Here is a 12,693-nt window from a genome sequence, read left to right as displayed (position 1 = left end):
CCATTCGTGATCTATATGGCAGGCGGAACCGCATATACGCTCGTGCACGACTATAAGAACGGGTGGAATCCCGAGATGTTCCGCGAACGGTACAGCGAGGTGCTGGAGCGCTACGACTTCGTCGTCGGGGATTGGGGATACAACCAGCTCCGGCTGAAGGGCTTCTTCCGTGCGCCTCAGCCGAAGAGCTCCAAGGATGCGATCATTACCAGCTTGATCGATTACATCAACGAATACTGCAACTTCGGCTGTGCTTACTTCGTTCTGGAGAAGCTCGATCCGAGCGCCATTCCCGAAGACGCGGTGATTCATACCGCGCCAGTCGAAGCTCCGCCCGAGAAGGCAAGCGAAGGAGTGGAAGCGGCGCCGGCGGACGACGGCGAGCCGGGCGAGGCGCCCGCAGCGACTGCGGCGGCGCCCGTTCCGGGCGCGCCCCTGCTGCGCTGGCCGCTTAAGGAGCGTCCGGGCGGCCGTGTGCCCGGGACAAGCCCTTCGGCGGTCGCACGGGCCGTCTCCGAGGGTGCGGAGCGCCGCGCGGCGGCGGCCGCGCAGGCGAACGGATCGAGATCGGACTCTTCGTTCGGGCGAAGCGGGTATTCCGACGGCGGTTACGGCGGCGGTCGTTCGAAGTCCGGAGGTTCGGACTCCCACGGGCGCGACCGCCGCTCCGGAGGCGGCGGCCAGGGCAACCATAGCCACGGCGGCCACAGTCATGGCGGCTCGCGGCACGGGAGCGGCCAGGGCGGCGGCTCCGACCGCCGTCCGCACGGCCAGGACCGCAAGCAGCACGGAAGCGGCGGAGGCGGTCACAGCCAAGGACAAGGCCAAGGTCAGGGGCAACGCCAACGCCACTCGCAAGGCGGTCCTCATTCGCCGTCTCCGGTCTCCGCAGGCAAGGAGACGAATGAACGCCATAATGGCGTCGAGGCGCGTGCAAGCGTCGCAGCGGGGACGGAAGGGGATTCCCGTTCGCCCGGCGGCGGTGGCGGACGCTGGGCCGGCAAGAACCGGCGGCGCGGCGGCTTCCACGGCAAGCCGAACCGCCCGCGTCCGGACGGCGCCCCGCGCGGCGGCGGCGCTCCCCGTTCGGACGCGGGCACAGGCTCAAGCAGCGGCCACTCGGGCGGCGAGCGGAGCTGAGCGCTCGCGCATTCCGCAGCACGCCTGAGTGCAAACACAGCAGGGGCTATTCTTAAGTCAACCTTCGTTGACTCAGGAATAGCCCCTGCTTCCGTTGCTCCTGACTTCAAGCTGCCCGCCCGCAAGCGGCGCCGTTACCGGGGGCGTTTGCGGGCGGATTCGCGGTCGTTCTCGTCGAAGCCGATGAATGCGTCGCGCACCCGGTTCCAGAACGGGAACGGGCGATAGCGCGCGAAGTGGACTTTGTCCTCGGCGACGGAGCAGATGATCGACCGCACCTCGCGGAACTGCAGGATGAGGTGGTCGATGCCGACGGCCAGCGATGCCTCCGGGTCGGTCACAATATCGCAATGATGATGCTTGGGCAGGATAAACGAGGAGCCGAGCGTCCGGTAGACGCGGTTGTTGATCGACGCGATCTCGGCGATCTGCATCGCCTCCAGGTGCGGGTGGATGATCGCGCCGTTGACGCTCTTGTTGTAGCCCGTGCTGCCCGAGGGCGTCGAGACGACGATGCCGTCCCCGCGGAACATCTCGAACGGCTCGTCGTTGATGTTGAGCTGGGCGACGAGGGTCCCGACAACGCTCTTGAGCGTGAATTCGTTCAGAGCGAGATAAGTCGAAGTGCCGCCGTTCGTCACAATCTCCACCTTAAGCAGAGGGTAACTGACCGTTGTAGGCTCCGTGCTCGACATGAGCTCGACGAGCTCGGGCAACTCGTTTATTTTCCAATCCGCGTAGAATCCCAGATGGCCGGTATGAACCCCGACGAAGCCGACCTTGCTCACCTGATCCCGGTACCGGTGGAAAGCTTGCAGCAGCGTGCCGTCCCCGCCGATCGAGACGACGATCCGGGGGCTCTTGTCGTCGCGCACCATGCCCCTCGCTTCGGCCATGTCGTGGAATTGGTCCGCCAGCTCCCGGCTCAGCCGGTCTCCGCGATCCAGAAGTGCGTATCTCAGAGGCTCCAAGAGAGTGCTCCTTCCCGAGTCGGAACCATCGTTCCGCTTCTTATGCTAGTACGATCATAAACAATCGTCGGCGGGACTTCAAGGGAGGAATCCGGCCGGAGCGGAAGCGTTCGGAGGGAGAAGTGGCGGGTTACGCGCGATAGAGGAAAGGCCAGAGCAGGTAGACAAGCGAGACAGCGAGCGCCGCATGGATCAGCCGGGACCGGAGGAACGGAAGGTAGCGCCAATTCGTCCGGCTCATGAGTCCGGCGACCTGCGCGTGCACCGACAGCCCGGCCCAGCTAAGCACGAAGGCGGCGGCGGCCACCTGATCGATCAGAGGAGGGGACGGAGCCGAGGCGCTGGACAGCGAACCGGAATCGGCGGCGGCGTTCGACCCGAGCGTCACCTCGAACGTTCCTCTCACGAGCGAGTCGGCCAGATGGGGGGAGAGCCCGGCCAGGTTCATGCCCCAGGCAAGCGCTTCGCGCAGGCCGGACAGCAGCCCTCCGTGAAGGAGCAATTCCAGCGTCGCCGAGAAAAAAACGACAAGACCGCCAACGACGATCATGAGCTGCAACGAGGATTGGAGCGATTGCTGAAGCATGACGGCGAAGGATCGTCCGTCCGCTTCTCTCGCTTGCCGCATCGCGGCCAGGGCGCGGGCCAGAATTCCGGGAGAACCGCGCTTTCCTACCCGAATGCCCTCTCCCCCCCGAACACTCGCCTTAGAAGCCGCAAGCTCCCGTTCCTCCCGCGAGCCCGTCCAACGCAGCATCAGGCCGAGAAGCATCGCGCCCCCGTAATGGGCGGCGGCCAGCACCGGAACGATGTCCGAACGGCCGAAGAAGCCGATGCAGACGGCGCCGATCAGGAAGATGGGGTCGGAGGAGGTAGTCATCGCGACCAGCCGCTCTCCTTCGCTGCGACTGAGGAGCCGCTGCTCCATCAGGCTTGAGGTGAGCTTGGCTCCGACCGGGTAGCCCGAAGCGAACCCCATCGCAACGACGAAGCCGCCCACGCCGGGGATGCGGAAGAGGGGGCGCATGAGCGGATCGAGCAAGGTTCCGGTCAGGTGAACGATGCCGAGGCCCAGGAGCAGCTCGGACAAGACGAAGAAGGGGAACAGCGCGGGGAATAGCACCTCCCACCAGACCGCCAGCCCCTTGAGCGACGCGCTCAGCGCGACATTCGGCATCCCGAGCGTCAGCGAGACGAGCAGCAGAATGCCTGCCGCGATCAGCGCGGCGGCGAACAGCCCATTCCGCTTCGAGATGAGAGGAGTGCCGTGAATCGGTCCCGAACGCTGCATGACAATCGCCTCCTGGCCAACATTGCCCGCGAGGGCTCTTGTCCACTATATGCGGTGCCAGGGATGCATATTTGCAATAATTTTCATGTAAACGATTGCAGAATTCGAGTGTCGCCGACGTTCAACTATGATACAATAAGGTCAGATTCGGCGAGCAAGACGGCCGCTCACAATTCTCGGAAGCGGAGTGATGCGGGATGGCAGGCATCGTGGCTGGTTTTCTGGTTTGCGCTTTCGTGTTCGTCATTCGCGAATCGTTGTCTCCTACGAAGTAAGATAAGGCTAAAGTCCGCTGTTCCGAAGCTTCGGGCAGTTCGCACATGACTATTCGCATCGTCCTTTGGGGCGATTTTTTTGTTTGGTCGTGGAGATATGTTCCATGGCAATTGTGCTATAATGGTGGAAAAGAAGGACGTCGGTCCTGTGCCCAAAGACCATCAGGAGGGTTGCCGCATGAGTTACCAGACCATCTACGAAGCAGCCGGAGGGGCGCCCGCGATCCGGGAGATCGTCGATCGGTTCTACCCGAAGGTTCAAGCTCATCCTCTGCTCGCTCCCTTGTTCCCGGAGGACATCCGCCCGGTTCAGGAGAAGCAGTACGAGTTCTTGACCCAGTTCTTCGGAGGCCCGAGTCTGTATTCGGACAAGCATGGTCATCCGATGATGAGGGGACGCCACCTTGCCTTCCCGGTGACGACGGAGCGCGCCGAAGCTTGGCTCGACTGCATGAGAAGGGCGCTTGAGGAGACCTCGCTTCCGCCGGAGCTGCAGGAGATCATTCTGAATCGGCTGTCCGGGCCCGCGCATCACTTCGTGAATTCCTGATTCCGCTGTCGCTTCGAATACCGCTCACACCCGTCCGTCCCAGGACCGAATCGGAGGCATGGCCATGGAACCCCTTTATTCGTCGAAAATCATCTGCCCCTGCTGCGAAGCGACTTTCGCGTCGTCGCGAGTTCGCCCGAGCCTGAAGAAGGCGATCCGCACCGACTCCGACTTCTGCTGCTACTTCGCGGAGGTGAATCCGGACTTCTACGTCGTTCGGGTATGTCCGTATTGCGGCTTCGCCTCGACGGAGAATTCGCGTCCGAAGCTTCCCGACCGGGAGAAGAGAGCCTATCTGGACAAGATCGGCGTTCATTGGACTCACCGGGATTACGGCGGCGAGCGGACGCCGGAAGTCGCCATGGAGACGTACAAGCTGGCGCTGCTGAGCGCCCAGACGGTCAAGGAGAGCAGCCGAATCATCGCAAGCCTGCTCCAGCATATCGCCTGGCTTTATCGCTATGACGGGAATCGGGCGATGGAGGACAAGTTCCTCGGCTTCGCCCTGGAAGCCTACATCGAGGTGTATCAAGGCGAACGGAACTCGTACAACAATGCGCGGCTTCTCTACCTGATCGGGGAATTGAATCGCCGGCTCGGCCACTATCATGAGGCGGTTCGCTGGTTCTCCCGGGTCATTCACGACAGGCGGATTACCGACGCCTCGATGATTCGCGCTTCCCGCGAGCAATGGACCGTGCTGCGGGAAGATATGGTAAGCAATGGCGAGGAGTTGCCGGAAGAGATGAAGGTGGGCGGGGCGTAAGCTGTCTGCCGCCGTCCCTCCCTTCTGCCCATGAGGCGGAGGGGAGGGGCGGCGCTTTTTTGTCCGGGTCTGTTTCCTTCCCCCGTTCGCCCGATCGCTTATTACCGGCGCTTCAGCGGCTTGTCCGAGAGAAGATAATCCGAGTCGGCGTCGACAAGCTGGACCCGGTTGCGGCAGCACGGGAAGACGATCGCCAGCTTGCGGCGGCCTTCCTTGAGCGTCGGAATGTCTTCGGGCTTCAGGGGCAGAGGGACGTGGTCCTGTCCGCAGAAGGGACATTGGGTCGCGAAAACTTCGTTCATCTGGATATCATAAGGCAAGCTGTTCTGCAGCGGAATCAAGGAAGTCCCCTCCGTTCGAATCGTAAGTGACTCTAACGATACAACAGTTGTTCGGAGCTTCGCAATGTTGTAGCATTATTTGCATCGGGCTTTTTACATTATTGCGACAGAAAGGTTGGATCATAGATGAGTCAATCGCCATCGTTAACCTGGGATTTGGAGGTTCTGTTCCCCGGAGGCTCGGAGTCGAAGGCGTTCGTGTCCTTCATGGAAGAGAACGAACGGCTGATTCAGGGTTTGCTGCAAGAGCTGCAGGCGGAAGGCGGAGCCGCGGACGAAGGGAAGCTGACGGAATGGACCGCCAAGCTTCAGGAAGGAAGCCAGCGCATTCGCCAGGCGGATTCCTTCACCGCGTGCCTGACTTCGCAGAACACGGCCGACAAGCGGGCCGCGGCTTGGACGGAGAAGGTTCAGACGCTATCCGCCGGGTACTCCCAAGCTTCGGACCTGTTCGACGTGAAGCTCGCGGAGCTTCCGGACGATCGCTGGGAGCGCTGGGTGTCCGCGGAGGAGCGGAAGGGAATCGCCTATCCGCTCGCCGAGCGCCGCGCGGAAGTGCTCGAGAAGCTGTCTCCCGAGCTGGAAGGGCTGGCAAGCGAGCTTGCCATTAACGGCTACCACGGCTGGGGAGACCACTATTCGCTGATCGTCAGCCGAATCGGCATTCCTTGGGAGGAGAACGGCGAGACGAAGTCGCTGTCCGTCGGCCAAGCCGCGAACAAGCTGAGCCATGCGGATGGGGACGTTCGCGACACGATGGCCGCCCGCTGGGAAGAGGCATGGAGCGAGCAGCAGGACCTCGCCGCGGACGTGCTGAACCGTCTGTCGGGCTTCCGCCTGAAGCTGTACGGCAAGCGCGGCTGGGACAGCGTCCTGAAGGAGCCGCTGCGCATCAACCGAATGAGCCGCGAGACGCTCGATTCCATGTGGGCCGCCGTCGAAGGCAGCATCGGGCCGCTGCAGCGGTTCCTGGCCGGCAAGGCGAAGCTGCTCGGCAGAGAGAAGCTGGGCTGGCACGATGTCGGCGCTCCGGTCGGCGAGCAAGGGGCCGTCATTGCCTACGAAGAAGCCGCCGAGCTGATCCGCGACGCGTTCGCGCAATTCTCGCCGTCGATGGCGGCGCTGGCCGACCGCGCCTTCTCGGAGCGCTGGATCGAAGCGGAGGACCGCTCAGGCAAGCGGCCGGGCGGGTTCTGCACCGACTTCCCGCTGAACGGGCAGACGCGCATCTTCATGACGTATTCCGGCACGATGGACAACGTCTCCACGCTGGCGCACGAGCTGGGGCACGCTTACCACAGCTCGCTGGTCGACGACCTGGAGCCGTTCGCGCAGAATTACGCGATGAACGTGGCCGAGACGGCGTCGACCTTCGCCGAAGCGATCGTCAGCGACGCGCTGCTGCGCAAGGCGGACACCGCCGCGCAGAAGCTTGCGCTGCTCGACGTTCGCCTCGAGAGCGCCGTCGCCTTCTGCATGAACATCCGCGCGCGCTTCCTGTTCGAGACCCGCTTCTATGAGAAGCGGAAGGAAGGCATGCTTGAAGCGGAGCAGATCAAGGAGCTGATGGTTGAGGCGCAGAAGGAAGCGTACGGAGATGCGCTCGCTTCATGGCATCCTACGTTCTGGGCGTCGAAGCTGCACTTCTACATCACGGACGTTCCGTTCTACAACTTCCCGTACAGCTTCGGGTACCTGTTCAGCACGGGCATCCTGGCCGTTGCGGAGAAGGAAGGACCGGCATTCAGCGAACGCTATGACGCGCTTCTGAAGGATACGGCTGTGATGACCGTCGAGGAACTGGCCCGCAAGCATCTCGGCGTCGATCTGACCAAGCCGGAGTTCTGGGAAGCGGCGGTGGCCAGGGCGGTGTCCGACGTCGAGCTGTTCGAGAAGTACGCCGCGGAAGCGGGACAGAATCAATAATTCCATTAGGCAACAATATTCCGGAAAATATTCCAATTGTGGAATCCCGTTCATTCATGTATAATGATGGCAATATCGGTCGATCCGGTCGTGAAGCACACGCCGCTCTGCCGCAGGAGAGCTTGGTCCTTGGACGAAGCCCTTGCGGGGAGCGGCTTTTCGTTTCTCTCGGACTTTGCGCTGCGACATGATTAGACATTTTCCAACGACAAAAGGTAGTAAATAACACAAATATCATATATAGTATATTTAGGTACAAAATATCAATCCAGTAGGAAGAGGGGATTATTGATGTCTCAGGAGATGGTTCCGTTGGCCCGGCAAGTGGATGTGGCGCTTCGCAAACTGGAGGACGAGCTGCGCGGCCTGTCTGCGGGAACGATCGTGCTGCAGATTCGCAATGACGTGATCGGGAAGTTCGGTATCCGGCACCTGCCGCTGGATTGCGAAGAGAGGGCAGCAACGGGAGAGAAGCAGCCGGGAATGACATCCGCGCAGGTGGATTCCCTCCGGCGGATGGCCGTGGAGGCTCTGACGCACAAGAAGAGCTGGACGCACGGCGAGATTGCGTACGACTTCGTTCTGCGGCAAGGGAAGGTATACGTCAGCGTACAATTCGAATCCAACTACAACATGGCGAATCTGTTGTTCCGGCTCCATCCCAAGCAGCGGGATCGGCGGGATGCGGTGAACGACTAACCATACATAAATCGCGAGAACGGGAGAATGCGAATAAGACGGCTGCGGACTTGTCGTCCGAGCCGCCTTATTTTCTAACCCGTGATTTAGAAGCCTCTGCCCGCCAGTTGCTGTTCGGCGATCTGAACGAGCTTACGGGTGATATGTCCACCGATCGAACCGGTTTCGCGAGTGATCATATTGCCGTAGTAGCCGTCTTGCGGAATTTGGATTCCCAGCTCCTGAGCGGCTTCGAACTTCATTTGCTCCAGTGCCTGGCGAGCTTGTTGCACGACGAGAGTGTTGCTGCTGTTGTTGTTATTGGAACTTGCCATTTGTGCTCACCTCCTTTGAAGGATAGTATGGACGAAATGGGCAGTCGTATGCATGGTAAGAAATCGTTTCCACACAATTTTTCAGAGCCAGTTCATTCTCTCGAAGATATGCGAGCCGAGGAGGACTAGCCAGGCGGCAAGCAGCACATAAGCGAGCACGATTCGGGCGCGGAAGACGGACAGCATCAGGAGGGTTCCCTTGAAGTCGACCATCGGGCCGAATACAAGGAAGCTCAGAAGAGCCCCCGCTGGGAAGAGATGGCTGAACGAGGCGGCGACAAAAGCGTCCGCGGTGGAGCAGAGGGACAGCGCGTAGGCGAAGCCCATCATGAACAGGTGGGAGATCAGGTCGTGGCCCGCGATCGCCGCGAACGCATCCCGATCGATCGACGTCTGCATGAAGGCGGTGATGAGGGAGCCTGCGAGGAAGTACTTGCCCATATCCCACAGATCCTCGGCTGCATGGGAGGGAACGGTGCGAAGCTTCTCCCTCCAGGTTCCGCCGGAAGTGCCGTCGTGATCATGCGAGTGGCCGTGATGATGGTGGCCGTGATGGTGACTATGGCGATGATGGTGATGGTGATGCGCATGGTGGGGATGGCTGTGGTGGTCGTGGCCGTGTCGGCCGGATGCGCGATCTTCCCGGAGGGGACTCCCGCGCATCATCAGGGAGAGCAGCAAGCCGAGCGCCATCGCGACGGCCAGCGCGAGCAGGAAGCGTGCGGCTGCCAGGCGCGGATCGTCCCGGAAGGCGGAGAAGGTGGAGGCGATGACGATCGGATTCAGGATCGGACCCGCGGCGATATAGACGAGGCCGATGTAGGCGGGCAGGCCTTTGCGAATCAGCCGGCGAACGACGGGCACCATTCCGCATTCGCACAGCGGCACGAGCAAGCCGAGGAAGCTTCCGAACAGCACGCCGTAGAGCTTGTTGCCGGGCGCGAAGCGGCGGACGTGCTCGTCCTTCAGGAACGCATCCAGCAGCGCGGAGACGAATGAACCGGCGATCAGGTACGGAAGCGCGTCGAACAGAATGGATGCGAACGCTTCGAACAGCTTGCCGGCATAGCCGGGAGCGCGAATCCAGAGCATGGCGAGGGCCAAGCTCCCTATTGCTGCGAGGAACCATCTGACGCGTGAGCCGAGCAAGGCGGACACGGGCGCACACCTCCCATAGGACGACTTCTCTAACGTATGCTTGACCGGCCCGGACAAGAACGCCGCGAGGGCCGTAACGAAGATTGGTCGGCAGCGGGAGCGCCACCTCAACAAGCCGCACCGAGCCCGACGGGTTGACTTGCGCCGGAGGCTGGGGGTACAATGGGGAACAATAAGCTGCAACCGATCGGCTGTGAAGAGAACAAGTACGTTTAGCGGGACGCTCCCAGAGAGCCGGCGATTGCTGCGAGCCGGTACGTCTAGCTAAGCGGAATGGAGCTCGGAGCCGGGAGCGGAACGGCGTCGCCCTCCTCGGAGCGGAGATCGCCCCATTCTCCCCGTCTGTTCCCCGTTAACGGAACCCAAGGCTGTTCCCGTTCCGCGTCCGCATCGACGCCGAATGGCAGCGAATAAGGGTGGCACCACGACCTCTTCGTCCCTTGCGGCGAAGGGGTCTTTTTGTCGTTGGCGGCTTGGCGCGCCGGGAGGCTCGGCAACGGTCGGGTTGCGGCACAGATGACCAATATGCGTAACAAGAAGGGCGGAGTAGAACATGAGCAAGCCATTGCGAGTTCTGTCGGGCATTCAACCGAGCGGCAAGCTGACGCTGGGGAACTACATCGGGGCGATGAAAAATTTTGTCGCTCTGCAGAAGGAATACGAGTGCTTCTTTATGATTGTCGACCTGCACGCGATCACGGTGCCGCAGGAGCCGGCGGCGCTGCGCGAGCAGACGGAAGCGGTCGCGGCGCTGTTCATCGCCGCGGGCATCGACCCGGCGCATGCGGCCGTCTTCCTGCAGTCGCACGTGCCGCAGCATGCGGAGCTCGGCTGGATCATGACGACGCTCTCCTACATGGGCGAGTTGGAGCGAATGACGCAGTTCAAGGACAAGTCGGAAGGCAAGGATGCGGTCGGAGCCGGGCTGTTCGTCTATCCGTCGCTGATGGCGGCCGACATTCTGCTGTATCAAGCGAACCTCGTTCCCGTCGGCGACGATCAGAAGCAGCATCTCGAGCTGACGCGGGATCTGGCCGGACGCTTCAACTTCAAGTTCGGCGACACGCTGACCGTTCCGGAGCCGTACATCCCGAAGGTGGGAGCGCGGATCATGTCCCTTGACGACGCGAGCAAGAAGATGAGCAAGAGCAACCCGAACGTCGGGAGCTATATCGCTCTTCTCGACTCGCCGGACGACATCCGCAAAAAAATTTCCCGGGCCAAGACGGACCTGGGCCGGGAAATCGTGTTCGATCCTCAGAACAAGCCCGAGGTCAGCAATCTGATGTCGATCTACTCCAACTGCTCGGGCCTGTCGCTCGAAGAGGTGCAGGCTCGCTTCGACGGCCAAGGCTACGGCACGTTCAAGAAAGAGCTCGCCGAGCAGGTCGTGGCGACGCTGGAGCCGCTGCAGCAGCGTTACCGCGAGATCCGCGAGTCGGGAGCGATTCACGACATCCTGCGGGATGGGGCGGAGAAGGCGCAGGCGGTAGCGGAAGCGACGACGCGCCGGGTGAAGGAAGCGATGGGCTTCCTGCTGCCGGGCGCGAAGCGCTAAGCTTGCGCCTATAGCTCCGTCTGTCTCAGGAGACCCGGCTCTTGCGCAGCCGGGCCTTCACCATGAAGCCCGCGCCGATGTTCAGAATGCACAGGACGAAGAACAGCAGAGCGAGCCATCCGTTGTAGTCGAGCGAGATGGCAGTAGCGGTCATCCAGACCATGGAAGTGACGGCAAACAATAATCCCAGAGATTTGTTCATGGATTTGTTCTCCTTAAGCATATTTTTCTCTCGCCATTGCATACTACAGAGGCAAGCTTGCAAACCACTACAGCAAGGCGAAAGGAGCATTCAGGCATGGCAGGTCAACAACTGGTCGTTCCTCAAGCGAAAGCAGCTCTCAACAGCATGAAAACGGAGGCTGCGCAATCCTTGGGAGTGCAAATCCCGTCCGACGGCTACTATGGTAATGTCACTTCCCGCGATGCTGGATCGCTCGGAGGCTATATCACCAAGAAGCTGGTGCAAATCGCAGAGCAACAACTTTCCGGCGGTCGCTAAGAGGACGTTTATCGTCCCGACCGAAAGCCCGAGGCTCGCCCTCGGGCTTTTAATATTGTCTCTCAAAGAAAGCCCCCTAGTCAATAGGAGGCTTGGTCCCCATGTTATTCCCGATAGTTCCCCGTCTCCCCGTTTGTCCGCTGCTCCTCGTTGTTCCCTTTTTTTCCCCCCCGTCAATACGAATTCATTCGCAAACGCTTCTGGAGCCGATCGTCGCTCAGCCAGCCGACATAGGACTGGATCGATTCGTAATTCGTGTCCATCAGGACGACGGCGACGAACGGGTATTGCCGGCGATGCCGGTAGCGGATGTCGATCCATCGCACCTCGTACCCCCACGAATGGGAGGTCACTTGCCCGCATGGAAAAGGCGTGATCGCGAGGAACGACCGGACATCCCGGTTGTTCTTCGACGCTTCGACGGCGGGGTGCTGCGCGCAGGAGGTTGTCTCGATCCAGACCAGCTTGCCGTTCTCCCACTCGCCGATGCCGAACTTGCAATCCTGCGATTCCCGGACGACGTTCCAGCGATACAGCGACAAGGTTGGCAGCAGGAAGTAGCGGTCGCCCTCGCGCCTCTGCTCGTCCAGGGCAGGCAGCTTCGCTTCGATTCGGCGGTGCACCCACGCTCTCCATCCATAATAGACGGCCACAATGACGTACAGCACCGGGAAGATCGCCCGCGGCTCCGCCCAGCCGCTCGCCCACAGCACGATGGCCGCCACGTGGGAGAGGAAGATAAACGGATCGAAGATGTGGATGATGTTCCAGGCGATCCAGCGCTTCGACACCGGTCGGGCGGCTTGCGTCCCGTAGGAATTGAACAGATCGGTGAAGACGTGAACGACGACGGCGAGCAGCACCCAGGCGCCGAGGTGTGTCCAGGGGACGGACGGGAAGACGAGCGCGAGCACCAGCGTGATCAGCACCGTCCACCCGAGCACGGCGGGAATCGAGTGAGACAAGCCGCGGTGATTCTTGATATAATCGGCATTGCTCTTGAAGCGCAGCAGCATGTCGGCGTCCGGGGCCTGCGAGCCGAGAACGGTTCCGATCAGGACGGCGACGGGTCCGTAAGGCTCCGCGGCAAGAGCGGGATCGGTGAGGGCGAGTCCCCCGAGTCCGAGCCCGAAGACGAGATGGGTTCCTGAGTCCATAAGTGACCTCCAGTCGTTGTCGGGAATAAGAGCCCTATCTATATA

General features: G+C 61.2%; 14 protein-coding genes. 7 read left to right on the top strand and 7 right to left on the bottom strand.

Annotation, left to right across the window (positions count from 1 at the left end):
• Window positions 1-15: 15 nt before the first annotated feature.
• Window positions 16-1,140, top strand: coding sequence for a YutD family protein (locus E6C55_RS06070; protein ID WP_136369026.1), 1,125 nt, complete (start codon window positions 16-18; stop codon window positions 1,138-1,140).
• 134 nt (window positions 1,141-1,274) lie between these two features.
• Here E6C55_RS06070 and E6C55_RS06065 read toward each other — a convergent pair whose 3' ends face one another.
• A complete protein-coding gene (locus E6C55_RS06065) occupies window positions 1,275-2,102 on the bottom strand; it encodes an NAD kinase (RefSeq protein ID WP_136369025.1) in 828 nt (275 codons plus the stop codon).
• A 139-nt stretch (window positions 2,103-2,241) separates the two neighbouring features.
• Complete coding sequence (locus E6C55_RS06060) at window positions 2,242-3,402, bottom strand: nucleoside recognition domain-containing protein (RefSeq protein ID WP_230986561.1); 1,161 nt, start codon at window positions 3,400-3,402, stop codon at window positions 2,242-2,244.
• Between the two features lie 453 nt (window positions 3,403-3,855).
• Here E6C55_RS06060 and E6C55_RS06055 point away from each other — a divergent pair, with 453 nt between their 5' ends.
• Together E6C55_RS06055 and E6C55_RS06050 are read left to right on the top strand one after the other, a co-directional pair.
• The gene (locus E6C55_RS06055) at window positions 3,856-4,227 is read left to right on the top strand and encodes a globin domain-containing protein (protein ID WP_136368896.1); all 372 of its coding nucleotides are present in this window, start codon (window positions 3,856-3,858) and stop codon (window positions 4,225-4,227) included.
• A 58-nt stretch (window positions 4,228-4,285) separates the two neighbouring features.
• Entirely contained in the window at window positions 4,286-4,993 is a 708-nt protein-coding gene (locus tag E6C55_RS06050; RefSeq protein WP_136368895.1) for a DUF2225 domain-containing protein, read from the top strand.
• Window positions 4,994-5,094: 101 nt separating this feature from the next.
• Here E6C55_RS06050 and E6C55_RS06045 read toward each other — a convergent pair whose 3' ends face one another.
• Window positions 5,095-5,334 carry a hypothetical protein gene (locus E6C55_RS06045; RefSeq protein ID WP_136368894.1) on the bottom strand — a complete coding sequence of 80 codons (240 nt, stop codon included), beginning with the start codon at window positions 5,332-5,334 and terminating at the stop codon, window positions 5,095-5,097.
• A gap of 126 nt (window positions 5,335-5,460) precedes the next feature.
• On the opposite strand from E6C55_RS06045, the gene E6C55_RS06040 reads away from it, so the two are divergent.
• Entirely contained in the window at window positions 5,461-7,260 is a 1,800-nt protein-coding gene (locus E6C55_RS06040) for a M3 family oligoendopeptidase (RefSeq protein ID WP_136368893.1), read from the top strand.
• 291 nt (window positions 7,261-7,551) lie between these two features.
• Window positions 7,552-7,959, top strand: coding sequence for an O-methyltransferase (locus E6C55_RS06035; RefSeq protein ID WP_211093531.1), 408 nt, complete (start codon window positions 7,552-7,554; stop codon window positions 7,957-7,959).
• Window positions 7,960-8,045: 86 nt separating this feature from the next.
• On the opposite strand, the gene E6C55_RS06030 is transcribed toward E6C55_RS06035, so the two are convergent.
• Complete coding sequence (locus E6C55_RS06030) at window positions 8,046-8,273, bottom strand: alpha/beta-type small acid-soluble spore protein (RefSeq protein WP_136368891.1); 228 nt, start codon at window positions 8,271-8,273, stop codon at window positions 8,046-8,048.
• 81 nt (window positions 8,274-8,354) lie between these two features.
• The gene (locus tag E6C55_RS06025) at window positions 8,355-9,365 is read right to left on the bottom strand and encodes a permease (RefSeq protein ID WP_136368890.1); all 1,011 of its coding nucleotides are present in this window, start codon (window positions 9,363-9,365) and stop codon (window positions 8,355-8,357) included.
• A 619-nt stretch (window positions 9,366-9,984) separates the two neighbouring features.
• Here E6C55_RS06025 and trpS point away from each other — a divergent pair.
• Complete coding sequence (trpS, locus tag E6C55_RS06020) at window positions 9,985-10,989, top strand: tryptophan--tRNA ligase (RefSeq protein WP_136368889.1); 1,005 nt, start codon at window positions 9,985-9,987, stop codon at window positions 10,987-10,989.
• Between the two features lie 25 nt (window positions 10,990-11,014).
• On the opposite strand, the gene E6C55_RS33685 is transcribed toward trpS, so the two are convergent.
• Entirely contained in the window at window positions 11,015-11,191 is a 177-nt protein-coding gene (locus tag E6C55_RS33685; protein ID WP_168735484.1) for a DUF5325 family protein, read from the bottom strand.
• Window positions 11,192-11,287: 96 nt separating this feature from the next.
• Between E6C55_RS33685 and E6C55_RS06015 the strand changes: the two genes are divergently transcribed.
• Complete coding sequence (locus E6C55_RS06015) at window positions 11,288-11,491, top strand: alpha/beta-type small acid-soluble spore protein (protein ID WP_136368888.1); 204 nt, start codon at window positions 11,288-11,290, stop codon at window positions 11,489-11,491.
• Window positions 11,492-11,664: 173 nt separating this feature from the next.
• Here the strand turns inward: E6C55_RS06015 and E6C55_RS06010 are convergent, their stop codons facing one another.
• Window positions 11,665-12,648 (bottom strand): metal-dependent hydrolase, encoded by a 984-nt coding sequence (locus E6C55_RS06010; RefSeq protein WP_136368887.1) that lies wholly within the window; start codon window positions 12,646-12,648, stop codon window positions 11,665-11,667.
• Window positions 12,649-12,693: the final 45 nt, after the last annotated feature.

The organism is Cohnella fermenti, from assembly GCF_004801405.1.
GTDB classification, from domain to species: domain Bacteria; phylum Bacillota; class Bacilli; order Paenibacillales; family Paenibacillaceae; genus Cohnella; species Cohnella fermenti.
This window is presented reverse-complemented; position numbering and strand designations above follow the sequence as displayed.

Coding starts and splice junctions, on each gene's coding strand:
- E6C55_RS06050 (WP_136368895.1), top strand. CDS start 4,286: ATGGCCATGGAACCCCTTTATTCGTCGAAAATCATCTGCCCCTGCTGC.
- E6C55_RS06010 (WP_136368887.1), bottom strand. CDS start 12,648: ATGGACTCAGGAACCCATCTCGTCTTCGGGCTCGGACTCGGGGGACTC.
- trpS (WP_136368889.1), top strand. CDS start 9,985: ATGAGCAAGCCATTGCGAGTTCTGTCGGGCATTCAACCGAGCGGCAAG.
- E6C55_RS06025 (WP_136368890.1), bottom strand. CDS start 9,365: ATGCTCTGGATTCGCGCTCCCGGCTATGCCGGCAAGCTGTTCGAAGCG.
- E6C55_RS06040 (WP_136368893.1), top strand. CDS start 5,461: ATGAGTCAATCGCCATCGTTAACCTGGGATTTGGAGGTTCTGTTCCCC.
- E6C55_RS06060 (WP_230986561.1), bottom strand. CDS start 3,402: ATGCAGCGTTCGGGACCGATTCACGGCACTCCTCTCATCTCGAAGCGG.
- E6C55_RS06015 (WP_136368888.1), top strand. CDS start 11,288: ATGGCAGGTCAACAACTGGTCGTTCCTCAAGCGAAAGCAGCTCTCAAC.
- E6C55_RS06035 (WP_211093531.1), top strand. CDS start 7,552: ATGTCTCAGGAGATGGTTCCGTTGGCCCGGCAAGTGGATGTGGCGCTT.
- E6C55_RS06055 (WP_136368896.1), top strand. CDS start 3,856: ATGAGTTACCAGACCATCTACGAAGCAGCCGGAGGGGCGCCCGCGATC.
- E6C55_RS06030 (WP_136368891.1), bottom strand. CDS start 8,273: ATGGCAAGTTCCAATAACAACAACAGCAGCAACACTCTCGTCGTGCAA.
- E6C55_RS06070 (WP_136369026.1), top strand. CDS start 16: ATGGCAGGCGGAACCGCATATACGCTCGTGCACGACTATAAGAACGGG.
- E6C55_RS33685 (WP_168735484.1), bottom strand. CDS start 11,191: ATGAACAAATCTCTGGGATTATTGTTTGCCGTCACTTCCATGGTCTGG.